This window comes from Marinobacter panjinensis, assembly GCF_005298175.1.
Taxonomy (GTDB): Bacteria; Pseudomonadota; Gammaproteobacteria; order Pseudomonadales; family Oleiphilaceae; genus Marinobacter; species Marinobacter panjinensis.
The window spans coordinates 2,670,708-2,693,264 of the sequence record NZ_SZYH01000001.1 but is presented as its reverse complement, the minus strand read 5'-3'; the positions used below and the strand labels follow the sequence as shown (position 1 = coordinate 2,693,264).

25 protein-coding genes are annotated in these 22,557 nt (G+C 56.8%); 17 read left to right on the top strand and 8 right to left on the bottom strand.

Annotated elements, in window-relative coordinates; all coding sequences use genetic code 11:
- The first annotated feature begins 3 nt into the window (after nucleotides 1–3).
- The 9 genes from FDP08_RS20325 (at nucleotide 4) to FDP08_RS12345 (ending at nucleotide 6,088) form a co-directional block, all read left to right on the top strand.
- Nucleotides 4–255: a hypothetical protein gene (locus tag FDP08_RS20325; protein ID WP_170978940.1), complete on the top strand. Its 252-nt coding sequence runs from the start codon at nucleotides 4–6 to the stop codon at nucleotides 253–255.
- 34 nt (nucleotides 256–289) lie between these two features.
- Nucleotides 290–1,186, top strand: coding sequence for a transcription termination factor Rho (gene rho / locus FDP08_RS12385; protein ID WP_228263297.1), 897 nt, complete (start codon nucleotides 290–292; stop codon nucleotides 1,184–1,186).
- Between the two features lie 199 nt (nucleotides 1,187–1,385).
- The gene (locus FDP08_RS12375) at nucleotides 1,386–1,787 is read left to right on the top strand and encodes a GFA family protein (protein ID WP_137436449.1); all 402 of its coding nucleotides are present in this window, start codon (nucleotides 1,386–1,388) and stop codon (nucleotides 1,785–1,787) included.
- Between the two features lie 148 nt (nucleotides 1,788–1,935).
- A complete protein-coding gene (locus FDP08_RS20495; RefSeq protein ID WP_486624537.1) occupies nucleotides 1,936–2,163 on the top strand; it encodes a GDCCVxC domain-containing (seleno)protein in 228 nt (75 codons plus the stop codon).
- Between the two features lie 152 nt (nucleotides 2,164–2,315).
- Nucleotides 2,316–2,705 carry a nuclear transport factor 2-like protein gene (locus FDP08_RS12365; RefSeq protein WP_137436447.1) on the top strand — a complete coding sequence of 130 codons (390 nt, stop codon included), beginning with the start codon at nucleotides 2,316–2,318 and terminating at the stop codon, nucleotides 2,703–2,705.
- The gene (locus FDP08_RS12360) at nucleotides 2,702–2,992 is read left to right on the top strand and encodes a YkgJ family cysteine cluster protein (RefSeq protein WP_137436446.1); all 291 of its coding nucleotides are present in this window, start codon (nucleotides 2,702–2,704) and stop codon (nucleotides 2,990–2,992) included. Before FDP08_RS12365 ends, FDP08_RS12360 begins: the two co-directional genes overlap by 4 nt.
- Before the next feature lie 43 nt (nucleotides 2,993–3,035).
- Nucleotides 3,036–3,386, top strand: a complete 351-nt coding sequence (locus FDP08_RS12355) for a DUF3147 family protein (RefSeq protein WP_137436445.1) — start codon at nucleotides 3,036–3,038, stop codon at nucleotides 3,384–3,386.
- A gap of 160 nt (nucleotides 3,387–3,546) precedes the next feature.
- Complete coding sequence (locus FDP08_RS12350; RefSeq protein WP_137436444.1) at nucleotides 3,547–5,073, top strand: flavin-containing monooxygenase; 1,527 nt, start codon at nucleotides 3,547–3,549, stop codon at nucleotides 5,071–5,073.
- A 94-nt stretch (nucleotides 5,074–5,167) separates the two neighbouring features.
- A complete protein-coding gene (locus FDP08_RS12345) occupies nucleotides 5,168–6,088 on the top strand; it encodes a lysophospholipid acyltransferase family protein (protein ID WP_137436443.1) in 921 nt (306 codons plus the stop codon).
- 8 nt (nucleotides 6,089–6,096) lie between these two features.
- Here FDP08_RS12345 and mltF read toward each other — a convergent pair whose 3' ends face one another.
- The gene (gene mltF, locus FDP08_RS12340) at nucleotides 6,097–7,473 is read right to left on the bottom strand and encodes a membrane-bound lytic murein transglycosylase MltF (protein ID WP_137436442.1); all 1,377 of its coding nucleotides are present in this window, start codon (nucleotides 7,471–7,473) and stop codon (nucleotides 6,097–6,099) included.
- Between the two features lie 141 nt (nucleotides 7,474–7,614).
- Between mltF and FDP08_RS12335 the strand changes: the two genes are divergently transcribed.
- The gene (locus FDP08_RS12335) at nucleotides 7,615–8,070 is read left to right on the top strand and encodes a DUF302 domain-containing protein (RefSeq protein WP_137436441.1); all 456 of its coding nucleotides are present in this window, start codon (nucleotides 7,615–7,617) and stop codon (nucleotides 8,068–8,070) included.
- A gap of 39 nt (nucleotides 8,071–8,109) precedes the next feature.
- Here FDP08_RS12335 and dsbG read toward each other — a convergent pair whose 3' ends face one another.
- Both dsbG and FDP08_RS12325 read right to left on the bottom strand, forming a co-directional pair.
- A complete protein-coding gene (dsbG, locus tag FDP08_RS12330; RefSeq protein WP_137436440.1) occupies nucleotides 8,110–8,880 on the bottom strand; it encodes a thiol:disulfide interchange protein DsbG in 771 nt (256 codons plus the stop codon).
- Nucleotides 8,877–9,728: a TlpA disulfide reductase family protein gene (locus FDP08_RS12325; RefSeq protein WP_137436439.1), complete on the bottom strand. Its 852-nt coding sequence runs from the start codon at nucleotides 9,726–9,728 to the stop codon at nucleotides 8,877–8,879. The genes dsbG and FDP08_RS12325 overlap by 4 nt, the downstream gene beginning before the upstream one ends.
- Nucleotides 9,729–10,076: 348 nt before the next feature.
- Between FDP08_RS12325 and FDP08_RS12320 the strand changes: the two genes are divergently transcribed.
- On the top strand, nucleotides 10,077–11,402 hold the full coding sequence (locus FDP08_RS12320) for a DEAD/DEAH box helicase (RefSeq protein WP_137436438.1): 1,326 nt from the start codon (nucleotides 10,077–10,079) through the stop codon (nucleotides 11,400–11,402).
- A gap of 100 nt (nucleotides 11,403–11,502) precedes the next feature.
- Here the strand turns inward: FDP08_RS12320 and FDP08_RS12315 are convergent, their stop codons facing one another.
- Together FDP08_RS12315 and FDP08_RS12310 are read right to left on the bottom strand one after the other, a co-directional pair.
- Complete coding sequence (locus FDP08_RS12315) at nucleotides 11,503–12,261, bottom strand: OmpW/AlkL family protein (protein WP_137436437.1); 759 nt, start codon at nucleotides 12,259–12,261, stop codon at nucleotides 11,503–11,505.
- Nucleotides 12,262–12,420: 159 nt separating this feature from the next.
- On the bottom strand, nucleotides 12,421–12,876 hold the full coding sequence (locus FDP08_RS12310) for a winged helix-turn-helix transcriptional regulator (protein ID WP_137436436.1): 456 nt from the start codon (nucleotides 12,874–12,876) through the stop codon (nucleotides 12,421–12,423).
- A gap of 90 nt (nucleotides 12,877–12,966) precedes the next feature.
- Here FDP08_RS12310 and FDP08_RS12305 point away from each other — a divergent pair, with 90 nt between their 5' ends.
- The 5 genes from FDP08_RS12305 (at nucleotide 12,967) to FDP08_RS12285 (ending at nucleotide 16,905) form a co-directional block, all read left to right on the top strand.
- Nucleotides 12,967–14,079: an NADH:flavin oxidoreductase gene (locus FDP08_RS12305; RefSeq protein WP_137436435.1), complete on the top strand. Its 1,113-nt coding sequence runs from the start codon at nucleotides 12,967–12,969 to the stop codon at nucleotides 14,077–14,079.
- A 128-nt stretch (nucleotides 14,080–14,207) separates the two neighbouring features.
- Nucleotides 14,208–14,519 carry an outer membrane protein assembly factor BamE domain-containing protein gene (gene bamE / locus FDP08_RS12300; protein WP_137436434.1) on the top strand — a complete coding sequence of 104 codons (312 nt, stop codon included), beginning with the start codon at nucleotides 14,208–14,210 and terminating at the stop codon, nucleotides 14,517–14,519.
- A gap of 27 nt (nucleotides 14,520–14,546) precedes the next feature.
- Nucleotides 14,547–15,134, top strand: a complete 588-nt coding sequence (locus tag FDP08_RS12295) for an exopolysaccharide biosynthesis protein (RefSeq protein ID WP_137436433.1) — start codon at nucleotides 14,547–14,549, stop codon at nucleotides 15,132–15,134.
- 69 nt (nucleotides 15,135–15,203) lie between these two features.
- Nucleotides 15,204–15,743, top strand: coding sequence for a hypothetical protein (locus tag FDP08_RS12290; RefSeq protein WP_137436432.1), 540 nt, complete (start codon nucleotides 15,204–15,206; stop codon nucleotides 15,741–15,743).
- A gap of 31 nt (nucleotides 15,744–15,774) precedes the next feature.
- Nucleotides 15,775–16,905: a patatin-like phospholipase family protein gene (locus FDP08_RS12285; protein ID WP_137436431.1), complete on the top strand. Its 1,131-nt coding sequence runs from the start codon at nucleotides 15,775–15,777 to the stop codon at nucleotides 16,903–16,905.
- A 20-nt stretch (nucleotides 16,906–16,925) separates the two neighbouring features.
- On the opposite strand, the gene pntB is transcribed toward FDP08_RS12285, so the two are convergent.
- From pntB to FDP08_RS12270, 3 genes are all read right to left on the bottom strand, one after another.
- Complete coding sequence (pntB, locus tag FDP08_RS12280; protein ID WP_137436430.1) at nucleotides 16,926–18,317, bottom strand: Re/Si-specific NAD(P)(+) transhydrogenase subunit beta; 1,392 nt, start codon at nucleotides 18,315–18,317, stop codon at nucleotides 16,926–16,928.
- 12 nt (nucleotides 18,318–18,329) lie between these two features.
- Nucleotides 18,330–19,907: a Re/Si-specific NAD(P)(+) transhydrogenase subunit alpha gene (locus FDP08_RS12275; RefSeq protein ID WP_137436429.1), complete on the bottom strand. Its 1,578-nt coding sequence runs from the start codon at nucleotides 19,905–19,907 to the stop codon at nucleotides 18,330–18,332.
- Between the two features lie 112 nt (nucleotides 19,908–20,019).
- Nucleotides 20,020–20,652, bottom strand: coding sequence for a TetR family transcriptional regulator (locus FDP08_RS12270; protein WP_137436428.1), 633 nt, complete (start codon nucleotides 20,650–20,652; stop codon nucleotides 20,020–20,022).
- Between the two features lie 314 nt (nucleotides 20,653–20,966).
- Here FDP08_RS12270 and FDP08_RS12265 point away from each other — a divergent pair, with 314 nt between their 5' ends.
- Nucleotides 20,967–22,544 carry a flavin-containing monooxygenase gene (locus FDP08_RS12265; RefSeq protein WP_137436427.1) on the top strand — a complete coding sequence of 526 codons (1,578 nt, stop codon included), beginning with the start codon at nucleotides 20,967–20,969 and terminating at the stop codon, nucleotides 22,542–22,544.
- Nucleotides 22,545–22,557: the final 13 nt, after the last annotated feature.

Genomic DNA, 22,557 nt, shown 5'->3' with positions numbered 1-22,557 from the left:
TTAATGACACACGATATCGACAAGCTAGACAGCTTAGGTTTCTTTTCTTACATCGTAAAAACCGAAAAACCGGGACTTATTTTGTACACACTGGTTTTTTGCCTTGGGCTGGCTTTGTCGAAAATGGTCTTCAGCAATCTGTTAGGGCTTCTGTTTTTTGGCGTTATCAGCCCATTTCAAAAAATATCTATCAAACGAGAGCTATCAAACAGCTATGACGAGAATGACATTAGGCTTAACCCGGAAACCAAATAAAGACGCCAAACCCGTGGCTAAGGAAGCCGAAGCTATGGTTGAAGATGAGGCTGATCCACAAAAACGTTTTTTAAACGGTGTGGCTATCAATCCAACGCCGGGGATTCGCCTGGAGTCAGGTTCAGAAAAACTCACGGTACGCGCGATGGACTTGATCACGCCGATTGGAATGGGGCAGCGAGGTTTGATAGTTGCACCGCCGGGGTCTGGAAAGTCGACGATTTTAAAAGATATTTGCCAGGCGGTGGGAAAGGCGTATCCCGACATTAAACTTTACGCGTTATTGATAGATGAGCGACCCGAAGAGGTCACTGATTTCAGGCGTAGCGTCCCGGCTGAGGTACACGCTTCTTCTTCGGATGAAAGCTATGCTCATCACGCTCGCGTTGCCGATGAGCTTCTTGATATCGCTCGCCAACAAGCGGGCGAGGGTCACAACGTCATGATTGTGATTGATTCTCTCACGAGGCTTGCGCGTGTGCACAATGCGGAGCGAAAGAGCAGCGGTCGGACTATGTCTGGCGGGGTTGATGCTCGAGCGATGGAGATCCCGCGGAGGTTGTTTGGCTCTGCACGAAACCTTGAGAATGGCGGCTCGCTTACCATTTTGGCAACCGTTTTGGTGGATACCGGCAGCCGTATGGACCAGGTTATCTTTGAGGAATTTAAAGGCACGGGGAACATGGAGCTGGTTTTATCAAGAGACGTTGCGAATCAGCGAATCTTCCCCGCGCTGGACATTTCGAAAAGCAGTACACGCCGTGAAGAGCTGCTGTTGGATCCGAAAGATTTAGACAAAATAAGAGCGTTGCGCCGGGCGCTTAGCGGTCTCAAACCGCTAGAGGGCACCAAAAAGCTGGTTGAGCTGCTTGAGAAGTGCCCCACAAATGCCGAGCTTCTGGAAAACATCCCCGGGACGCCCATCGATTGATTCCGTGGTGCCTGCTGGGGTTATACCTCAAAGGAGGATTCTGAATGAAGCCAAGGATCAGCATGATTACGCTGGGCGTCAGTGATCTGGAAGTGTCGGTACGCTTCTATGAGCAGGTGCGAAACTGGTGAAACTCCCTCTTTTGGGTTGGTCCGAAGGAAGGATGAGGAAGCCTAACCAGGCAAGGGAAGGAGTTCTAATGACTGATTATTTCGGTTCTTGTCTCTGCGGCACCGTGAGTTTTGAGGTAAAAGGTGATTTCGACAGTTTTTACCTGTGCCATTGTCAGCATTGCCAAAAGGATACAGGTTCGGCTCATTCGGCAAATCTATTCTCAAGTTCAGCTAAATTGGTCTGGCAGTCGGGTGCAGATGCTGTGACTTCCTTTACGCTCCCCGGCACTCGTCATAACAAAAGCTTTTGTAAGTTGTGTGGTTCAGCATTGCCAAACACTCAGGTCGCAGGTTTGCTCGTCGTTCCCGCCGGGTGTTTGGACACTGAAATCACTATGTTGCCAACTGCGCATATCTTCTCATCCAGCAAAGCTGCCTGGGATGAGGGGTTAGGGGAGGTGCCAAAGTTCGAGGGACTGCCAGCTTGAGCTACAATCACATAACCAGTGGCTGTTGTCGGACGCACCTACGCTGCGCTCCGGCTCGCCGCAAAGCCACGCGTTATTGACCTGGCCAATGCCTGTTTCGGGCTTAATTCAAATTGGTTTGGGCGAAAATTCACCCTTTTAGGAGAGCATGGTTATGGTCGATATAGTTCTGGAATCGACAATCAAATGCCCAAACTGTGGCCATCAGAAAACGGAAGCCATGCCTACCGACTCCTGCCAGTACTTTTACGAGTGTGAATCTTGTCGTAGTTTACTGAAGCCGAAGCAGGGAGACTGCTGTGTCTTTTGTTCCTATGGCACGGTACCGTGTCCGCCAATTCAGCAAGGGTCAGGGTGTTGTGCTCCTGGCCAATAACATTGCGATCAAGTCCATTCTGGATTTCCCACAAACTCATTTGTCATAGCCTGCTATTTGGTATATCAGTGGGATCGGTACACCACTTTTTTATGGCATGTACGCGAATCCGGGTATCCAAATCGTCCCCATCGTAGAAGTGGAGTCTATCAATGCAGCCAAAAGACATCGTGGCGCAGTTCATCGCCGATATCAGTGCCCAGCGTTTTGATGAGGCAAAGTCCTTGCTGGTTGCTGAGGGGTTTGAATATGTAGGGCCGAATATGCGCTTCCTTAGTCGGGATGACATGCTGTCTTACCAGTTCGGTATGGTTGCCATTCAGAAAGACCTGGTCCTCCGTCAGCTCAGCGCCGAAGGTGAGCACGTGTTCGCAATTCTGGATTACCTGACCAACTATGAACCGATCGGAGATGTACGGCTTGCCGTCTGGTTTCGTGTCCAGAACGACAAGATACAGAAAGTTGAAGCCTTCTATAATGCGGCAGTGGTTGAAAACATGCTGGGAGGCAACCTGCCTTCAGCTGGCAGTACAGATCCATGACTATTCCCGTTAAAAATATTACTGACCCAGAAATCTCTTGCTCAAATTGTCAGGCTTGCTGCTGCCGTCTGGAAGTCATGATAATTTCTGACACCGGCGTTCCAGAGCGACATATTGCTGTCGATGAATGGGGCGGTGAAACCATGTTGCGGTTGGCGGATGGCTGGTGCTCGGCGATCGATCGGGATACCTTCATGTGTACAATTTATGAGAATCGCCCCTGGATCTGTCGGGAATTTGAAATGGGTTCCGATGAATGTCTTGATGAACGAGCAGAGTTCATGTGAGTTCGGATCTTTGAGGAACTACCACGGCAAGAGGTAGAGACAATTGACTTATTACATTACAAAAGTCGCCGTTACCGCTGTCCTGGTTGTCCTGATTTCCGAAATCTCCAAACGCAGCTCCTTTATCGGGGCGGTGCTGGCGTCAGTGCCACTGACCTCAGTTCTGGCGATGCTCTGGCTCTACATAGATACCGGAGACATTGGCAAAGTCAGCGAGCTTGCAGGCAGCGTGTTCTGGCTGGTTCTGCCATCACTGGCACTGTTTGTTGCGCTGCCGGTCCTGCTGACACATGGGGTCAATTTCTACCTCAGCCTTGCCATGTCCATTGGCATCACCGCGATCTGCTACTGGTTAATGGTGGTTGCTCTGCGCCACTATGGTGTGGAACTTTAAGTTTCATATAACCGAGCGCTCACACTGACCGAAACGGCGCCGGATTCCCTGCATCGGGCCAATTTCCCCTTTTGTTTTCCTGGGCTATCCTCAAACGGTTGGCGTGGGCCACCACGTTGAAATATTGATAAAAACAACAACAGTCGGGGCAAGGGTGGCTATGAGTAAGCAGCATGTAGACGTACTGATCATCGGGGCCGGTGTATCCGGCATTGGTATGGCCTGTCACCTCAAGCGGGAATGTCCGGGCAAGTCTTTCACCATTCTTGAGCGCCGGGAATCCCTGGGCGGTACCTGGGACCTTTTCCGTTATCCTGGCATCCGTTCCGATTCAGACATGTACACCTTTGGCTATAATTTCCGCCCCTGGACCAGTGGTAAGGTTCTCGCGGATGGCCCATCCATCAAGCGGTACGTGAGTGACACCGCTGCGGAAAACGACATCGAAAAACATATTCGGTACGGGGTGGCGGTGACACGCGCGCAATGGTCCGGCACTGACAAGTGCTGGACACTGACGGCGGTGGAAGAGGCCACCGGTGAAATACTCACCTTCACCGCCAGTTTCATGATTGGCTGCACGGGTTATTACAACTATGACGCCGGTTACAAGCCGGACTTCCCTGGTGAGGACAGTTTCAAGGGCCAGATTGTGCATCCCCAGCACTGGCCGGAGCACCTGGATTACGCCGGTAAGCGCGTGGTGGTTATTGGCAGCGGCGCCACGGCCATAACCCTGGTACCCACCATGGCGGAAGAAGCCGAACACGTCACCATGCTGCAGCGCTCGCCCTCCTATCTGATGCCGCTGCCGTCAAACGACAAGTTGGCGATGTTCTTCCAGCGAATGCTGCCTGCGAAATCCGCCTATCGCCTGACCCGGGCGCGGAATGTGGCGGTTGCCCGTATTCTTTATAACCGCTCCCGCAAGAATCCGGGAATCATGCGGCGGCTGATGCTGGGCCTGGTGCGTCGGCAACTGGATGGCAAGGCTGATATGAGTCACTTTTCGCCCAGCTACAATCCCTGGGACCAGCGGCTGTGCGTGGTCAAGGATGGTGATCTGTTCGGGGCTATCCGCTCTGGTAAGGCGTCGGTGGTGACGGATCATATTGAGAGCTTTACAGAGCAGGGTATCCGCCTGAAATCCGGCGAGGAACTGGCGGCCGATATCATCATTCCGGCCACGGGGCTGGATATCCAGATGCTGGGGGGCATGGATCTGGTGGTTGATGGTCAGCCTGTGGTTTTGCGGGACAAGATTATCTACAAGAATGTGATGGTAGAGGGCGTGCCCAACGCTGGCATGATTTTCGGTTACACCAATATTTCCTGGACCCTGAAGGTGGATATTGCCGCGGAATACCTGTGTCGGCTGTTGAACTACATGGATGCCCATGGCAATCGCGTCTGTGTGGCCAGGGATACCGGCGACAGCCGTGGCGAAGGCACAGTGATGGGCGGGCTGGATTCAGGGTACATTCGCCGTGCGGATGATCGCTTGCCACGTCAGGGTTCCCATGGGCCCTGGAAGGTTACCCAGGACTATGTGGCAGACGTAAAAACCCTGAGGTTTGGTCCGATTGAAGACGGTTACCTGGAATTCGATGGTATTCGTCCAGTGGAAAACACAGCGCCCCGGAGCGGTTTGCTGCGGCCGCTGAAATCCGCCCTGTTTGGTTCCTGAGGCCCGGGCTAGCGACGCTCGGTCACATTTGGAAGTACACTTTGCCCGCTTTCTATGGCAGGCTCGTTGCTCGTATTCGAACAGGCAACGATGTATGTCCAGCAGTAAGACCAAGAGCAAAAGGCCCTTGTGGCACCCTGCATTCTGGCCCTCATGGCTTCTGGTATTCACGCTGTATCTGCTTTCCCTGGTACCGATGACGGCCAAACAGCGCCTCGGCCGTCGGCTGGGCTGTTTTCTGGAAGGCAAGCTGAAATCCCGGGCCAGAGTGGCCAACACCAACATCGCCACCTGCTTTCCCGAGCTTGATGACGCGGCCCGCGAACAGCTGGTGCAGGACAATTTCGTTGCCTGCACCCGTGGTTTTCTGGAGAGCATCCACGCCTGGTGGCGGGATATGTCGGAGTATTGTGAAGACGCTGAAGTCCATGGCCTGGAGCACCTGAGGGAAGCTCAGGCCAGGGGCAAAGGGGTGCTGCTGATTGGCGGGCACTACAGCATTTTCGATTTTGCGTTGCCGTTGATCGCCTGTCACCTGAAAAAACCGGGGTATATGTACCGCCCAAACAACAACCCGGTGATTGACCGCATGATCGAAAACGGCCGTCAGCGCCATTTCGATATCCGGCCTTTCACCAAGCGTGAGTTGCGACCGCTTGTGTCGTTCCTGAAAAAAGGCGGCGAAGTCTGGTTTGCCTGCGACCAGGATTTCGGCAAGAAGACCGAGCTTTTCGTGCCGTTCTTCGGCACTGAGGCCGGGTGTATTACCTCTCCGAGCTATATTGCCAGGGTATCCGGTGCGTCGGTTATCTGTGTAAGCCATCTGCGGATGCCGGACGGGCGCTATCGGGTCATCTTTTCAGCGATCCAGGAGGCGTTTGGCACGGACAAACAGAGCGACACCGAGGCCTGGAGTCGCTACATTGAAGACACCATTCGCGAACAGCCAGACCAGTATCTGTGGTTGCATAAACGCTTCAAGACCCGTCCCGAAGGCGCAGAAAAGGTCTACTGAGGCAACGGTTACTCAAAAGACGCGCTGATCACATCCCGGTAGTTACGGATGCGTTGCACATAGTGCACCGGCTCATAGCCGCGAGCATAACCGTAACGGGTGCTCGGGTAGTAGCGCTTGTCGGCTTTCAGCGGCAGAACTTCCTTCATGTCGTCCCAGGAATCGGGGTTCTTGCCCAGTTCCCGCGCCAGTTGGCGGGCGTCCAGCAGGTGGCCGCGGCCGATGTTGTAGCTCGCCAGTGCCAGGAAGGTGCGGTCCGGCTCGGGAATGGTGTCTGGTAACCGGCGATGGCGATCGGCCAGGTAGCGTGCTCCGCCATCAATGGCGGCCGCCGGGTCCAGGCGATTGGTGACGCCCAGGGATTCTGCCGTGTTCCGGGTGAGCATCATGATGCCGCGTACGCCAGTGGGTGACACCGCTGCCGGGTCCCAGTGGGATTCCTGGTAAGAGAGCGCCGCCAGGAGATCAGCGGGCATGCCAGTGTTGGCTTCGGCGTCAGTAAATCGCTTGATGAAGTTCGGCAACCGGTCATCAATGCGGCGGTTCAGTGCTCTCAGGTCGACGAAGTCAAATTCACCGATGTAAGCGTAGTACCGGCTTTCCATGTAGCCGATGGCCTCATCGCCGGCGGTGCTGTTCATCCACTCGCGGGCAGTGCCGGCCAGACTTTCAGAACCAGCCGGAAGATACCACCCGAGATTGTTTCCGGTGTTCAGGTTCATCGCCACTTCCAGGTGTGGGAAGTGGCGGCGCATTACCTGGACAATGTTCGAGTCGGCCACCGTACAGTCAATGGACTGTTCGGCTACTGCAGCCAGCAGGATCTCTGTCGTCCGGTTTTTGTCCTCACTGAACTCAATTCCCTCATGCTCACTGGCTAGCCGGTCCAGTGTTTCCACGTAACTGGCCTCCGCGGTGACGGTAATGCCGACACCAGCCATGGCATCGGGGGTGCGTGGCATGGGCCGCATGTCCCGGTGGCAGACCAGTTGCTCGATTATTTCAGTATGGGCCGGGCCGCGAACGAAGTTCTCGGTTCTGGAGGGCAGGTGGGTCAGCCCGGCTGCGGCAATGTGGGTGTTTCCTGACTCCAATGCGTCGAGCACAGCCGAGGTGGACTCGTGCATTGTCCAGTTGACCTCCCAGCCCTTGCTCTGTGCAAATCGTGTAATCAGGCTGTATTCAGGGCCGGAAGGATTTTCATGACGGTCCAGATAGTAAGTGGTGGAGCCATTGCGGGTTGCAACTTCCAGCACTCCGGTTTCTTCCGGCGGTGCGAGTGCTTCTGCTGCTTCGTCGTTGTTCATGGGTTTTGCGTCACCCTGGCTGCAACCAGCGATAACGAACAAAAAAGGAATCAGCGCACCAATAAGCTTCGGAGTCATCAAGGACCTCTTAAATCTGGATTCACTTCTTCATTACGGGCCTTTAACCAGTATGTATCACTATAGTCCATAACTGATGCGGGCAGTGCATTGCAGACTGGCCTATGCTGTAGGCACGGTTTCAAACAAGAGGAGACACCGATGTTTTCCATCTTCAGGCGCCTGGCAGGCATTGTCATGCTGGCACTTCCCCTCTCGGTGTTGGCTGCAGAGGGTATGGTGACCGTTAAAAGCAACCACAGCGCCGACGCCACCGCCGACAAGCTGGAGGCCGTGCTTGAAGAAAAGGGTATGACGGTGATGAACCGTATCAACCACACTGCCGGAGCCGACAAGGCTGGCCTGGAATTGCGACCCACGGAAGTGGTGATCTTCGGCAATCCGAAGGTAGGCACACCGCTGATGCAGTGCGCCCAGAGTGTGGCCATTGATTTGCCACAGAAAGCGCTGATATGGGAAGACAGTGAGGGCGTTGTCTGGCTTGGCTATAACGACCCTGAGTACCTCAAGCAACGCCACAACATTGAGGGTTGTGATGGGGTTATCGAGAAAGTGAAGGGAGCGCTTGCCGGCTTTGCCAAAGCTGCCACGGAGTGAGTCCCGCCGTACTGGTTGGCGGGACATCATCCGGTGGAATCAGGGGCGAGGGCCCATCATGCGTTTGAGTGCCTGTGGATTGGGAAGGCCCTGTACCATGGTGATTTTTCCATCCTTTCCCTGGTAGAGGGTGCTGGGTGTGGCCTGTAAGCCCATTTCCTGCATCAGGCTGTTGTTGGCTTTTACCTTCAGATGAGCCGCGCTCACGCGCTTGCGGTCCACCTCTATACCACCCTGCTCGAAGGACGTCTGATGCTCATGCATTGCCGCTTCGGGGTTCTCGCTGCCGAGAATGGTGGCGGCTTTGGTCAGGCTGTCTTCTTTGAGTATGCCCACCATGATGTGGCGTAACTGGACCTTGCCGGCTTCGATCCAGGGCTCGGCCTGCTGGCGGAAGCGATAGCAATAGGGGCAATTGGGATCGGTGAAGGTGTAAATGACGGTGTCGGCGTTTTTGTCACCGTCCCGTACCCAGTGGCTGTCCTCCAGTTCCGGCCAGGCGCTTTCGAACTTCGGGCCCACGACAAGTTCCTGGATGCTGGCCTCGCTCAGGTTATTGCCGTCCTTGTCCAGCATTGTGCCCACGATCACATGATCGCCATCGGGCGTCAGATAGAAGGCCAGGGAACGGCCCCGCATTTCTCCGACATAGCCGGTCATTCCACCGGGGGCGTCAAAACTCTCTAGAACCTCGACACCCTGTTGCTCCAGTTGCTGGATCGCCGGTGGGTTCTCCTCGGCCTGGACACTGGTTGTAATAACAGCTGTTGATAGCAGGGCGCCGTGCACTAAACGTTGCAGTGGGGTCATCGTGATGCGGTCTCCTTCGACGGTGATGGTTCGAGATGGCTGGCGTCGAAGCGTTCAAGGCCCCGCGCCAGACTGGCTTTGGAGAGTTCACCCATGTGGCTGTCTACCAGCTTGCCCTTGGCGTTATAGAACAGGGTGGTTGGCAGGCCCTGACTGCCGATGGCGCGGCCGAAGTCACCCTGCCGATCGCTGAGCACATGGTCGAGCGTCAGGTTTTGCTCGCTGAGAAACTGGCTGATGGTTTCGGGGGGCTCGCCCTGGTTGGCAAAGACAAAGTTGATCCCGGGGTAGTGGTCCTGGGCTTGCTCCAGCACCGGCATTTCGCGAATGCAGGGCGGGCACCAGGTGGCCCAGAGGTTGACCACCGTGGGCTTCCCCCGGGTAAGGGCGTCCAGATTGACCGGTTGCTCGTTCAGGTCGGTCAGGGCGACGTCGGGCAGACCCTGGGTCTGATTGTCGATCATGGCAATCACGCCGGTGGTGAAACCCCAGGTCATCAGGCCAGCGGCCACGGCAAACCCCAGTGGGCGTCGGATGTTGGTGCGCCGCCAGAGCAGGTAGCCGGTGAACACCAGTGCCACTGCCAGGCCAGACACCACGTCGAAGCCGCCATCGCGAATGTCGATGATGCCCAGCCAGTCGTCCTGGTAGTGCTCAAGGTACCGGACTACAAAGCCGATCCGCGCGCCCAACATGGCTGCGAGGAAAATATCAGCCAGGGCGCCGGATATCGGAAGGTTTTCCTTGCGGCCGGCCAATGCCCCTACAATCAGGGCAATGATAAAAGCCAGCACCAGCAACAGATGTCCGATGGAAAGGCTGAAGGGACCAACGCCTACACTGAGCATGACTTCTCCGGTCATCGGGGGTTTTGTTTAGGGTACGGCGCCTAGTGACCCGTAATAGGGATGGGAGTTCCATCTTTCCTTCGTTGAAAATAAAAAGCATCCTACTCAAAACCACCTATGGCTATTTCCCGAACCCTCTGTTACCGTGCTTTCCATCCTGCCTCTAGGGATTTCCGCAGTTCAAGGCATTAAGCCCCGTGCGAACCATCCATACGACCTGTCAGAGGACGTCGCCCCGTTAACGGAGTGTGGCCGTAGTCGTTTTTTATTCCATGAATCTTCATGGCATCTGCCCGCATTCGCCCAGAGTGGTGTTCGTGGAGGCAGACTAATCAAGAGTTATCCAATATGAGTTTTTCTTCACTCGGTCTGTCCGAGCAACTGGTCCGTGCCACTACCGACCAGGGTTATGAAACCCCGTCTCCTATTCAGGCCAAGGCCATCCCCGCCGTACTTTCCGGCAGGGACGTAATGGCAGCCGCCCAGACGGGCACCGGTAAAACCGCAGGGTTTACCCTGCCGTTGTTGCAGCGCCTGGCTGAGAACCCCCGCACCGGCAAGGGCCCGCGCGTACTGATTCTGGCGCCCACCCGCGAGCTGGCGGCCCAGGTACACGACAGTGTGGCCCTGTACAGCAAGTACATGCCCACCAAATCCGCCGTGGTCTTCGGTGGCGTAAAAATCAATCCGCAGATGATGAAGCTGCGCAAGGGCCTGGACGTGCTGGTGGCAACACCCGGTCGTCTGATGGACCTGTACCAGCAAAACGCTGTTCGCTTCAACGAAGTGGAAATCCTGGTTCTGGACGAAGCCGACCGCATGCTGGACATGGGCTTTATTCGCGACATCCGCAAGATTCTTGCGCTGTTGCCGGCCAAGCGTCAGAATTTGCTGTTCTCAGCCACCTTCTCCAAAGAAATCCGTACGCTGGCAGAGGGCTTGCTGGATAACCCGGTTCAGGTGGAAGTAGCGGCCCGTAATACGGCTGCCGAGAGCATCATTCAGTCTGTCTACCCGGTAGACCAGAGCCAGAAAACCGCCCTGTTGAGCAAACTGGTGCGTGATAACGCCTGGGAGCAGGTGCTGGTGTTTACCCGCACCAAGCATGGCGCCAATCGCCTGACCCAGAAGCTGGAGCGCGACGGTATTACCGCGGCTGCGATCCACGGCAACAAGTCACAGGGTGCCCGTACCCGTGCCCTGGCCGACTTCAAGCAGGGCGAAGTGCGCGTTCTGGTAGCAACCGATATTGCGGCCCGTGGCCTGGACATCAAACAGTTGCCCCAGGTAGTCAACTTCGAGCTGCCCAATGTGCCGGAAGATTATGTTCACCGTATTGGCCGTACCGGCCGTGCTGGTGAGAGCGGCCACGCATTGTCGCTGGTCAGTGCTGATGAGGGTTCGATGCTGGCGGGTATCGAAAGGCTGCTCAAGAAGCAGCTGCCGCGTAAATCGGTGGAAGGCTTTGAGCCGACCAACAACCTGCCGCTGAAACCCAAGGGTAAGCCGGATCCCAGCCGCGCCCGTGGTCGCACCGGTAACGGTGGTGGCAACGGTAAACCAGCGGGCAATGGTCGCAGCTTTGGCGGCAAGCCAGGCGGTCGCAGTGGTGGCCGTAGCCAGAATGGCAGCGGTGGCCAGGCAAGGCGCTCGCCCCAGCGCGAAACTGCCTGATTCGGTTTTCTCCATAAAAAAGCGGGGCCCGCAGGCCCCGCACTGGAGGACGTACCTTCCGGAAACCCTCAGATCGTGAGGTTTCCGGCGGGTGTGTAAATTAGAACTTTAAGGTGAAACCCACCATATAAACCAGCGGATCGATATCCACGTCCGTGGTGATTTCCCCCACTTCGGTATTACCGGACAGCGCCGTAATGGTGGCGTCGGTATCAAGATCAATCCACCAGACAGCCGCATTCAGACCAAAATTCTCGCTCAACATGTAGTCCGCGCCCAACTCCAGGGCCACGCCCACACTGTCATCCAGATCCAGTTTCGAGCCATCAACAGTGCCCGGATCGGTGCCGAAATTTGCCTGTGCGACGGAATCAATAACGGCATTCAGCCGGCCGGTGGTCTTTTCCTCAAAGAACGTCGTGTAGTTGACGCCCAGGCCTGCATAGGGCTGGAAGCGGGATGCACTTTCCATGGGGTAGTACTGGAGAGTCAGCGTTGGCGGCAGGTGTTTGGTTTCGGCGAACTTGCCAAAGCCGCTCAGGCTGTCAGCTCCGTTGATATCATGTTTGAACGGAGTAGCCGCCAGAATACCAACGCCAATGTTGGATGTGATCATATAGGTAGCGGTGATCCCAAACTGGGTGTTGGAATCGACAGCCACACCCGTGCCGGGCAGCGCCAGATTCTGACCGGCCAGCGGGCCTCTGCCCGAGAACGCCAGGTCGCTACTGGAATCATCCGGGGCGACATGTGCGGGCCCGACACGCAACATGAAATCACCGGCTTCATAGGCTTGCGCAAAAGGGGCAGCAGCCAGGATACCTGCAGCCAGAACGCTGAGGGTGAAAGTACGGGACATTGTCATCTCCTTGAACCTGAATAATCGATGACTACAGGTTAATGACTGCGGAGACTCGAAACTTGATTTAGCGCAAGTGCGATGGGCCCGGCAGGCCGAGTTCACCGGGAGATTGATTCAACTCAAGAAATTGAAAGAAGGGGGTAGTTCCACGGCTTGTCAGCCGACTTTCTTTCTGCTTTCCGGCACAAACACATCACGAACCGTAAGCGGGTGACCGTCGGCATCCTGAACTTCCACCTGGCGAATGGTTCGCCCGGTGTCACGATCCCGCAGGTCCAGAGGTGCCTGGTCCGGCGCCGGGTTCCACTTGTCGCCCCACTGGCGCAGGGCAATCACGATGGGAAAGAGGTCACGGCCTTTCTCGGTCAGGCGGTACTCGAAGCGTGAGCCATGCTCGCCCACTTCCACCTTTTTGAGCACCTCGTTGTCCACCAGCCGTGCCAGACGGTCGCAAAGAATATTGCGGGCGATGCCCAGTTCCTGCTGGAAGTCCACAAAGCGGCGCGTGCCATACATGGCGTGCAGCACCACGAGCAGTGACCACCAGTCCCCTACTTCATTCAGGGCACGGGCGACGGAGCAACTGGAATCATCAAAACGTTTTCTGGCCATGTCTGGCAGTGTACCTAATAGGGTTGCATTTTAAAACCAGATTGAATAAGGTTGCTTAAAGAAACCAGATTAGTGAGGTTGCGATCTATCATGAGCATGAACCTTGGTCCCCTGTTTGAGCCTTTCGAAATCCATAACCTGACCCTGCGCAACCGCGTTGCCATGGCTCCGATGACCCGCAACTTCTCGCCGGGCAATGCGCCGAACCAGGAGGTGGTGGACTATTACCGCCGCCGCGCGGAAGGCGGGGTCGGGCTGCTGATTACCGAGGGCACCACGGTGAATCATCCCGGCGCCAATGGTTACCCGAACGTGCCGTTTTTCCACGGTGACACAGCACTTTCCGGCTGGAAGGACGTGGCGGACGCGGTTCACGAAGCCGGTGGCGCTATCTTCCCCCAGCTGTGGCATGTAGGCGCGGTACGAAAGGAAGGAACCGAGCCGGACCCGACAGTGCCCGGCTACAGCCCTTCCGGTCTTTTCGCGCCGGGTAAGCCCAATGGCAAGGCCATGAGCAAGGAAGATATTGACGATGTTATCAATGCCTTCGCCGACGCCGCTCAGGATGCCAAGGCGTTGGGATTCGATGGCGTGGAGATTCACGGCGCCCACGGCTACCTGTTGGACCAGTTTCTGTGGGAAGGCACTAACCAGCGTGACGATGAGTACGGTGGCAGCATGGAAAACCGTCTGCGCTTTGTGGTGGAAATCATCGAAGCCGTACGCTACCGCGTGGGCCCGGATTTTCCGATCATGCTGCGTTTTTCCCAGTGGAAGCAGCAGGACTATGACGCGAAGTTGGTGAATAGCCCGGAAGAGCTCGAGCAGTTTCTGAAGCCATTGGTTGAAGCCGGCGTTGATATTTTCCACGCCTCGACACGCCGTTTCTGGGAGCCGGAATTTGAAGGTTCCAACCTGAACCTGGCGGGCTGGACCCAGAAACTGTCCGGTAAGCCGACCATGTCAGTGGGCAGCGTGGGACTGACCGAAGACTTCATCAGCGGCACCTTTGCCAGCAAGAAGGAAGCGGTGGAGCAGTCCGGCATCGACGAACTGGTTGATCGTATGAACAACAACGAGTTCGAGCTCATCGCCGTGGGCCGCGCCCTGCTGCAGGACCCGGAATGGCTGGTGAAATTAAAGGAAGGCCGCATCGGTGAGGTGGCGCCCTTTGCAAAGAAGTCGCTGGCGAAGCTTTACTGAATACACCATGCGTTGACGATGAGCCCCGGCCAACCGCCGGGGCTTTTTTTGTCTGTCCGTGCTGTAATTTATCGTTCGGCCAAAACCCGTATGATTGATGTACTGATTAACAACAGAAGGGATACATCATGAAGTCTGTTACATCATTTTCTGCCATCGTCCTGCTTGCCTTGTCGTTAGCCCTTGCCGGGTGCGCCACAGTGGGCCAGGACTTCGCCACCCACAACGTGGACCAGATTGAAATCGGGGAAACCACCCGTTCGGAGATTCAGGAGATGTTCGGCGAACCCTGGCGCACGGGTGTTGAAGACGGCAAGCGCACCTGGACTTATGGCAAATACCGCTGGTCCGCCTTTGGTGATGCTGAAACCACGGACCTGGTGGTACGCTTCAATCAGGATGGAACCGTGTCTTCCTACGTGTATAACACCACCGAGTAAATGCTGGACTATCCGGAGACAGTGGCCATGGACTCTCACGGCGATCCTGCTGATATCGAGGAGCTACTGGACCGGATAGAAGCCGGAGCGGCCAACCGGTCTCACGTTTCCATCGGAGAAATGATGGACTCGGTGGGTCGCAGAAGTTTTGGCCCGGTGGTGCTCCTGGTGGGGCTGATTCTGGTAACACCGCTGAGCGGAATGCCGGGGATGCCGACGCTGATGGGGCTGCTTACCCTGTTGACCCTGAGCCAGGTTCTGATGGGGCGAAAGCACTTCTGGCTGCCCGGTTGGCTGGCGCAGCGGGAAATTCCCCGCAAGAAACTTGTGCAGGGGCTGGAACTGCTGCGCCCGCCTGCCCGGCGCATTGACCGCTTGATTCGCCCGCGCTTGACCCCGTTGGTCAGGGGGCTCGGGCTGTATGTGATGGCGCTGGCCTGCATGTTCATTTCGGTGGCTTTGCCAGCAACCGAGATTGTTCCGTTTAGTGCCAGTATTGCCGGCCTGGCACTGATGACTTTTGGTCTCGCGATGATTTCGAAGGATGGATTTATTGCCCTGTTTGCCTGGGGAATTGCACTCGCGGGCCCGGTCATGCTGATCCAGATTACGTAAAACCGGAGATTTTGAACTAGATTGTCATAAGAAGAACGCCTTATTGATTGGCGGAGAAGGAGCAAGACCATGATACGTTTATTCTATCTGGTATCTTCGATTGACAGTGCAAAGGAAATTTCCGACGACCTTCATGAGCATGGTGTCACCGACTGGCGTTTCCACATTGTCAGCAAGGACGAGGCCGGCCTGTATACCCACCAGCTACACACAGCGTCCATCCTGGACCGCACGGATCTGCCCAGATATGTGGAGCGCGGTGCCATAGCCGGTTTTGTACTGGCGCTCGCTTTTCTGGTTCCGATGGCACTGCTGGATGTGCTGCAAATGCCGGCTGCTGCCTGGATTGCCCTGTTCATCTTTGTCGTTGTTGCAGGAGGCTGGGTCGGTGGTTTTGGCGGTATACAGAATGAAAACTACCGTATCGAGCCGTTTCACCAGGACATAGAAGCAGGTAAGTACCTGATCATGGTGGATGCGCCGAAGGAGCATATTCCCAAGGTCAAGGAGCTGATGACAAAGAATCACCCCGAAGCCAGATTGCAGGGGCATGACTCCAGCTTCAATAATCCGTTTGCCAGAAAGCGCAGGCGGACCAGGCAGGCGTGACTGACAGCAGGCCTACGGACGGGGCAACATCATGAGCAAAGCCGGTGTGGTACTGACCGGCGGTGGCGCGCGGGCGGCCTATCAGGTCGGTGTACTGCGGGCCATCGCCGATATGTATCCGGACTGGAGTTACCCGTTCAGTGTCATTATCGGTACGTCCGCCGGTGCCATTAATGCCATGGCACTGGCGGGTAATCGCGGGCTCTTTCGCCACAACATCGATCACCTGGAAAAGATGTGGTCGGAATTGACCATGGACCGGGTTTTCCGGGCCGATACCATCAGCCTGATGCGCAGCTTCAGCAACGTTGCCCGCAAAATGATCAGCCAACCGGTCGGGGGTGGGCCAGTGTCATTCCTGGATAACGCGCCGTTGCGACAGATGCTTGAGCTGGAAATTGACTTTCAAAGCATCCGCAACACCATCCGGGAAGGCCATATCGACGCTGTGGGTCTCAATGCCTGCGGTTATGCCTCTGGCCAGAATATCTGTTTCTTCGAGGGTGCTGACGGGCTTGAGGGCTGGTCAGTGGGCCAGCGTGGCGGTGCCCGCACAGAGCTGACGATAGACCATATTATGGCGTCCTCTGCGATTCCCACGCTGTTCAGTCCGGTAAAGATCAACCGTGAGTTTTTTGGCGACGGCGTTACCCGGCAGATGGCTCACATCAGCCCGGTATTGCGTCTGGGGGCCCGCAAGGTACTGGTCATTGGCGTCAGTGCCAACGCCATGTGCCCGTCAAAACGGCCGGAAAAGCCCGGCATGCCAACGCTGACCCAGGTGCTGGCTCAGGTGTTCAACGGCATGTTCCTGGATACGCTGGATTACGACATCGACCGCTCGCGGGTGATCAACCAGTTACTGGAGCTGATACCAGAGGAACGGCTGAAGGAATCCGGGCTTGACCTGAGTCCGGTGGATATCCTGGAAATTTCACCGTCCGAACCCATCAACGACCTTGCGATGAAGTACATCGATGCGATGCCGCTGGTGCTTCGCCGGCTTACCGGCGCGTCGGATTCGGCGCCGGTTTCCAGCGCCAACCTGGCCAGTTTCCTGCTGTTCGACAAGCGTTTCTGTCGTGATTTGATCGAACTGGGCTACCGGGATGGCCAGAGCCATGCCCGGCAGATCGAGCGGTTCTTCGCAAAAGAGGCCTGAGCTATCAGGCCCCGCTAGCATCAATCCCTTAACCCGCTCACCACCTTGTCGATGCTCTCCTTGGCATCACCAAACAGCATGCGGGTGTTGTCCTTGAAGAACAGCGGGTTTTCGACACCGGAATAACCGGTAGCCATGCCCCGCTTGAGGACAACCACTTGCCTGGCCTTCCATACCTCCAGTACCGGCATACCGGCGATGGGGCTGCCGGGGTCTTCGGCAGCAGCCGGGTTCACCGTGTCGTTGGCACCAATCACCAGGACCACGTCGGTTTCCGGGAAGTCGGCGTTGATCTCGTCCATTTCCAGCACGATGTCGTAGGGTACGTGGGCTTCTGCCAACAGTACGTTCATGTGCCCGGGCAGGCGGCCGGCCACCGGATGGATGCCGAAACGTACGTTCACGCCCCGCTCCCGCAGTATCTTCGTCATATCACTGACGCCATTCTGGGCCTGGGCCACTGCCATGCCGTAACCGGGGACAATGATCACCGAGTCGGCATTGCGCAATTCTTCACACACATCGTCGACGCTGGATTCGTGCACCGTCTGGTCGGAATCAGTGGCACTGGCGCTGCTGGTTGTCTGACCAAAGCCGCCAAGAATGACGCTGATGAACGACCGGTTCATGGCTTTGCACATGATGTAACTGAGGATGGCACCGCTGCTGCCCACCAGGGCACCAACGACAATCAACAGGTCATTGCCCAGCATGAACCCGATGGAGGCCGCAGCCCACCCGGAATAGCTGTTGAGCATCGACACCACTACCGGCATATCGGCGCCGCCGATCGCCATGATCAGGTGAACGCCGAGGACCGAGGCAATGACTGTCATCAGCACGAGGGCAATGATGCCCAGCGCCATGCTGTCGGTGCCCAGGAACCAGGCACCCAGGAATACACAGGCAATGATCGCCACCAGGTTCATCAGGTGCCGGCCGGGCAGGGTCAGGGCCTTGCTGTCGATGCGTCCGTCCAGTTTGCCGCAGGCCACCAGCGACCCGGTAAAGGTCACCGCACCGATAAAGATGCCTACAAACACTTCCACCAGTTTGATGGTGTGTTCCGCTCCGGCAGTTGCAATCAGTGGTTCGATGTAGCCGGAGAAGCCAACCAACACCGCCGCCAGGCCCACAAAGCTGTGGAGCAGGGCGACCAGTTGCGGCATCTGGGTCATTTCCACCTTGTTGGCGATGGGAATGCCGATGCCGGCGCCGAGAAGCACCGCAATCACAATAGCAGTGACGCCGCCGTCCACGCTGGCAAGGGTCGCCCCCACCGCGATGATGATGCCGGCCACGCCATAGAGGTTGCCGCGCCGCGCCGACTCCTGGTGGCTGAGGCCACCCAGGCTGAGAATAAAGCAGATACTTGCGACCACGTAGGCCACGCTCACCAGTCCTGTACTCATATCGGGCGTCTCCTACCTGCGGAACATTTTGAGCATACGATGGGTGACCCGGAAGCCGCCCCCCACGTTGATGCTGGCAATCAGCACCGCGACAAAGGCCATGATGCCGACGGCAAGGTTCTCCGCCTGGGCCAGGTGTAAAATGGCACCGATCACGATGATGCCGCTGATGGCATTGGTCACGCTCATCAGAGGGGTGTGCAGGGAAGGCGTTACGTTCCAGATCACCTGCCAGCCGATAAAGCAGGCCAGCACAAATACCGTAAAGTGTTGCAGGAAGCTTTCCGGTGCGTGGGCACCGACGCCGTAGAGTGCCAGTGCTGTCACGATCAGCAGTGCACCCTTGCCAATCAGGCTGCGGCGGTCGGCGTCTTTCTTCGCAGCGGCCTTGTCTGCCGCCGACGGTTCCTCTGTACCGGGTGCCGGTTTGGGGCTCACCGGCGCTTCCGGCTGGGGTGGTGGCCAGGTAACGTCGCTCTCCCGCACAACGGTCAGGCCACGGATGACATCGTCTTCCATGTTGACCAGTGGCTGCCCGTCTTTCTCTGGGGTCAGTTCAGTGAGCAAGTGCATCAGGTTGGTGGCGTAGAGATCACTGGCTACCTTGGCCATACGGCTGGGCAGGTCGGTGTAGCCAATCAGTGTTACGCCGTGGTGGTGGGCCACCTTGCCCGGTTCGGTAAGCTCACAGTTGCCGCCACGCTCGGACGCCAGGTCGACAATCACACTGCCAGGCTTCATGGATTTCACCATGTCAGCCGTGATCAGTTTCGGCGCTGGCTTGCCGGGAATCAGCGCGGTGGTGATGATGATGTCCACCTCCTCGGCCTGCTCCGCAAACAGCGCCATTTCCGCCTTGATGAACTCATCGCTCATCTGCTTGGCGTAGCCGCCGCCACCGCTGCCTTCCTCGTCACCGAAATCCAGCTCCAGGAATTCGGCGCCCATGCTTTCAACCTGTTCTTTTACTTCCAGACGGGTATCAAAGGCCCGCACGATGGCGCCCATGCTGTTGGCAGCGCCAATGGCTGCCAGGCCCGCCACCCCGGCACCAATCACCATGACCTTGGCTGGCGGTACCTTGCCAGCCGCCGTCACCTGCCCGGTAAAGAAACGCCCGAAGTTGTTGGCCGCCTCAATTACTGCCCGGTAGCCGGCAATATTGGCCATGGCGCTGAGCGCATCCATCTTCTGGGCACGGCTGATGCGGGGAAGGCTGTCGATGGCGAACGACGTAATCTTCTTTGCCGCCAGTTTCTCCAGCAACTCGGGGTTCTGCGCCGGCCAGATATAGCTGACCAGAAAGGCCCCGTCCTTCATCAGATCCACTTCGTGTTTGCCGAGGGCAGGATTTTCCATGGGGGCACGAACTTTAAGGATAAAGTCCGCTTCCTGCCACAGCGAGGTGGTATCGGCCGCTATTGACGCGCCCACTTTCTCGTAAGCCGCATCCGAGTAATTTGCAGCCTCGCCGGCGCCGCCTTCAACAACGACCTCGTAACCAAGGCCAATGAGTTTATGAACGGAAGGAGGCGTAGCCGCCACACGCCGTTCATCCTTGAAAATTTCCCTGGGGATACCGATTTTCATTGTTGGTGCGTCCTCCGGATTGCCCGATGAACCAGTTGTCTGGATAACTACATACTAGTGCAAGTTGCCAGATTTGCTCGGTTTAGTCCGAAGAGGAGGGGGGGAAGGGGTTTCAGGCGTTTTTCTGCGCAAGGCCCTCGACGTCGGTCTGGGACAGATGATCCAGCATTGCACCCCGAAACTGCCGGTTAATAAAGCGCTCTGTTTCCTGTTGGATTGTTTTGCGCTGAGCGGGTTTCTCGATGTAATCCATGGCCCGGAACAGGATGTAGCGGATAGTCATGCGGGAAATTTCGTGAATCGTCTCCGGCGGCACGGCACTGACCAGTTGCCGCTCAATAATATCCTCCGCCATCTCCTTCGCACTGGCATCGAGCTGAGACTCAAGCGCTCTTCGTAACAAGGGTGAAGGCCCATGCAGTTCCCTCACCGCCACAGTGGTCGCCGCGGGGTTGGCCAGGAAGTAGTGATACACGAAGGTGACTGTGTCATGGGACGCCTGCTCAGACGATTCCGCCATCCGCCGCAACTCGCGCACCCCTGACTTCATGTCTTCGGCGATGTATCCCAGCACCTGCAGCCCGAACTCGTCCAGGTTCTTGAAGTGGCGGTAAAAGGTATTCGGGTTCAGCCCGGCCTCACGGGCAAGTTCCCGCAGCCCTAACGAAGAGAGACTGCTGCTTTGGGTTATCAGCCTCAGGGCAGCCTGTATCAGCTTTAGTTTCCCGCCAGTCAAAGCTTTCATGAAATATCACCGAAGTTCATAGGGGCAGTTGGGAAGGCTTTTCCGAAACACGCTCAAGCACATCCATGTGGCGCTTGAGCTCCGCCATCCATGGCTCCGCACAGTTTCGGAAAAGCCTTCCCAACTGCCCCATTCCCCAATGTTGGACACAAGGGACAGTTACTTATCCAGCCAGGCCAATCAGCCATTTTAATCTGGAGCGAAGTATACAGCTGTCTACTTCGTTGGGTATACATGTGTATACCGCCAGACATCATGGCGAAACACACAATAACAGGCAAGGCCGGATGGCCAGCGAACAACGAGGTAGCAGCATGAGCAACACAGCACAAATCGCCATAATCGGCACCGGATTCTCCGGCCTGGGTATGGGCATCAAACTCAAAGAAGCGGGGTACGATAACTTCGTCATCCTCGAACAGAGCGACGATGTCGGCGGTACCTGGCACGAGAACCATTACCCCGGCTGCGCCTGTGACGTCCAGTCTGCACTCTACTCCTTCTCGTTCGAACAGAACCCCAGCTGGACCCGCATGTTCGCCCAGCAGAAAGAAATCCAGGCCTACCTGCGGGGCTGCGCTGAAAAATACGACCTGATGAAACACGTGCGCCTGAATACCCACGTGGCCGGCGCCCGATTCGATGAACAGACCCAAAGCTGGACCGTAGAGACCTGTGACAGCCCCGAACTCTGGGCCTACATGCAGAAAAAAGGCCTGAACCCCGGCGACAAACTGGACCGTAAGGACAAGGATCTGCCCGAGTTCAGCTCCTTCAAGGCGGATGTCGTTGTTTCCGGCATGGGCGGCCTAAGCACTCCGGCCTACCCCAATATCAAGGGCATTGAGACCTTCACCGGCAAAAGCTTCCATTCCCAGGACTGGGACCACAGCTACGATTTCAAGGGTAAGCGCGTTGCGGTGATCGGCACCGGCGCCTCGGCCATCCAGTTCGTCCCGGAAGTGGCCAAAGACGCCGCCCACCTGGACCTGTACCAGCGCACTCCACCGTGGATCGTGCCCAAGCCGGACCGCGAGATCCGCCCGCTGGAACGGATGATGTTCCGCAAGTTCCCACAGACCCTGAATGCCTTCCGCCAGAGCATCTACTGGATGCTGGAAGCCCGGGTGCTGGGCTTTGTGGGCAACCCACGCATTCTCAAGATCGGTGAACTGCAGGCCCGCCGCCATATCCGCAACCAGATCAAGGACAAGGAACTGCGCAGGAAAGTCACCCCGGATTTCCACTTCGGCTGCAAGCGGGTGCTGATTTCCAATAACTATTATCCGGCCCTGGCCCAGGACAACGTCGACGTGCTGACCGACGGCATCCGCGAGGTACGTGGCAATATCGTCGTGGATAATAACGGCAGTGAGCGGGAAGTGGACTGCATCATCTACGGCACCGGTTTCAGGGCCCAGGATCCGATCCCCGCCGGTATGGTGCGCGGTCGTAATGGCCAGGACCTGCTGGATGCCTGGAAAGACGGCGCCGAAGCCTACAAGGGCAGCACCATTGCTGGCTTCCCCAACTTCTTCATGCTGATGGGCCCCAACACCGGCCTGGGCCACAGCTCCATGGTGTACATGATCGAAAGCCAGATTCAGTACGTGCTGGACGCGCTCAAGAAGATGCAGAAGCATGGCTGGAAGAGCGTGGAAGTAAAGGAAGACGCCCTGAGCAAATACAACGCCTCAATTCACGCCAAACTCGGCGACTCTGTCTGGCAGACCGGGTGCAAGAGTTGGTATGTGAATGAGAACGGTAAGAACACCACGCTTTGGCCGGGGTTCACCTGGCAGTTCCGGCAGCAGACGCGGCGGTTTGATGCGGGGCAGTATGTGTGTGAGCCGGAGGCTGTTGCGGTGGGCGAAGCCGCGCCGGCGACTTGATCGTCGGCTCGGA

What these genes read in the sequence shown, in the direction of transcription:
- FDP08_RS12275 (WP_137436429.1), bottom strand. Translation starts at nt 19,907, where the DNA reads ATGAAAATCGGTATCCCCAGGGAAATTTTCAAGGATGAACGGCGTGTG.
- mltF (WP_137436442.1), bottom strand. Translation starts at nt 7,473, where the DNA reads ATGACTCCGAAGCTTATTGGTGCGCTGATTCCTTTTTTGTTCGTTATC.
- FDP08_RS12320 (WP_137436438.1), top strand. Translation starts at nt 10,077, where the DNA reads ATGAGTTTTTCTTCACTCGGTCTGTCCGAGCAACTGGTCCGTGCCACT.
- FDP08_RS12365 (WP_137436447.1), top strand. Translation starts at nt 2,316, where the DNA reads ATGCAGCCAAAAGACATCGTGGCGCAGTTCATCGCCGATATCAGTGCC.
- FDP08_RS12335 (WP_137436441.1), top strand. Translation starts at nt 7,615, where the DNA reads ATGTTTTCCATCTTCAGGCGCCTGGCAGGCATTGTCATGCTGGCACTT.
- FDP08_RS12295 (WP_137436433.1), top strand. Translation starts at nt 14,547, where the DNA reads ATGGACTCTCACGGCGATCCTGCTGATATCGAGGAGCTACTGGACCGG.
- FDP08_RS20325 (WP_170978940.1), top strand. Translation starts at nt 4, where the DNA reads ATGACACACGATATCGACAAGCTAGACAGCTTAGGTTTCTTTTCTTAC.
- FDP08_RS20495 (WP_486624537.1), top strand. Translation starts at nt 1,936, where the DNA reads ATGGTTATGGTCGATATAGTTCTGGAATCGACAATCAAATGCCCAAAC.
- FDP08_RS12350 (WP_137436444.1), top strand. Translation starts at nt 3,547, where the DNA reads ATGAGTAAGCAGCATGTAGACGTACTGATCATCGGGGCCGGTGTATCC.
- bamE (WP_137436434.1), top strand. Translation starts at nt 14,208, where the DNA reads ATGAAGTCTGTTACATCATTTTCTGCCATCGTCCTGCTTGCCTTGTCG.
- FDP08_RS12305 (WP_137436435.1), top strand. Translation starts at nt 12,967, where the DNA reads ATGAGCATGAACCTTGGTCCCCTGTTTGAGCCTTTCGAAATCCATAAC.
- FDP08_RS12310 (WP_137436436.1), bottom strand. Translation starts at nt 12,876, where the DNA reads ATGGCCAGAAAACGTTTTGATGATTCCAGTTGCTCCGTCGCCCGTGCC.
- FDP08_RS12315 (WP_137436437.1), bottom strand. Translation starts at nt 12,261, where the DNA reads ATGTCCCGTACTTTCACCCTCAGCGTTCTGGCTGCAGGTATCCTGGCT.
- FDP08_RS12270 (WP_137436428.1), bottom strand. Translation starts at nt 20,652, where the DNA reads ATGAAAGCTTTGACTGGCGGGAAACTAAAGCTGATACAGGCTGCCCTG.
- FDP08_RS12285 (WP_137436431.1), top strand. Translation starts at nt 15,775, where the DNA reads ATGAGCAAAGCCGGTGTGGTACTGACCGGCGGTGGCGCGCGGGCGGCC.
- FDP08_RS12265 (WP_137436427.1), top strand. Translation starts at nt 20,967, where the DNA reads ATGAGCAACACAGCACAAATCGCCATAATCGGCACCGGATTCTCCGGC.
- pntB (WP_137436430.1), bottom strand. Translation starts at nt 18,317, where the DNA reads ATGAGTACAGGACTGGTGAGCGTGGCCTACGTGGTCGCAAGTATCTGC.
- dsbG (WP_137436440.1), bottom strand. Translation starts at nt 8,880, where the DNA reads ATGACCCCACTGCAACGTTTAGTGCACGGCGCCCTGCTATCAACAGCT.
- FDP08_RS12360 (WP_137436446.1), top strand. Translation starts at nt 2,702, where the DNA reads ATGACTATTCCCGTTAAAAATATTACTGACCCAGAAATCTCTTGCTCA.
- FDP08_RS12345 (WP_137436443.1), top strand. Translation starts at nt 5,168, where the DNA reads ATGTCCAGCAGTAAGACCAAGAGCAAAAGGCCCTTGTGGCACCCTGCA.
- FDP08_RS12375 (WP_137436449.1), top strand. Translation starts at nt 1,386, where the DNA reads ATGACTGATTATTTCGGTTCTTGTCTCTGCGGCACCGTGAGTTTTGAG.
- FDP08_RS12325 (WP_137436439.1), bottom strand. Translation starts at nt 9,728, where the DNA reads ATGCTCAGTGTAGGCGTTGGTCCCTTCAGCCTTTCCATCGGACATCTG.
- rho (WP_228263297.1), top strand. Translation starts at nt 290, where the DNA reads ATGGTTGAAGATGAGGCTGATCCACAAAAACGTTTTTTAAACGGTGTG.
- FDP08_RS12290 (WP_137436432.1), top strand. Translation starts at nt 15,204, where the DNA reads ATGATACGTTTATTCTATCTGGTATCTTCGATTGACAGTGCAAAGGAA.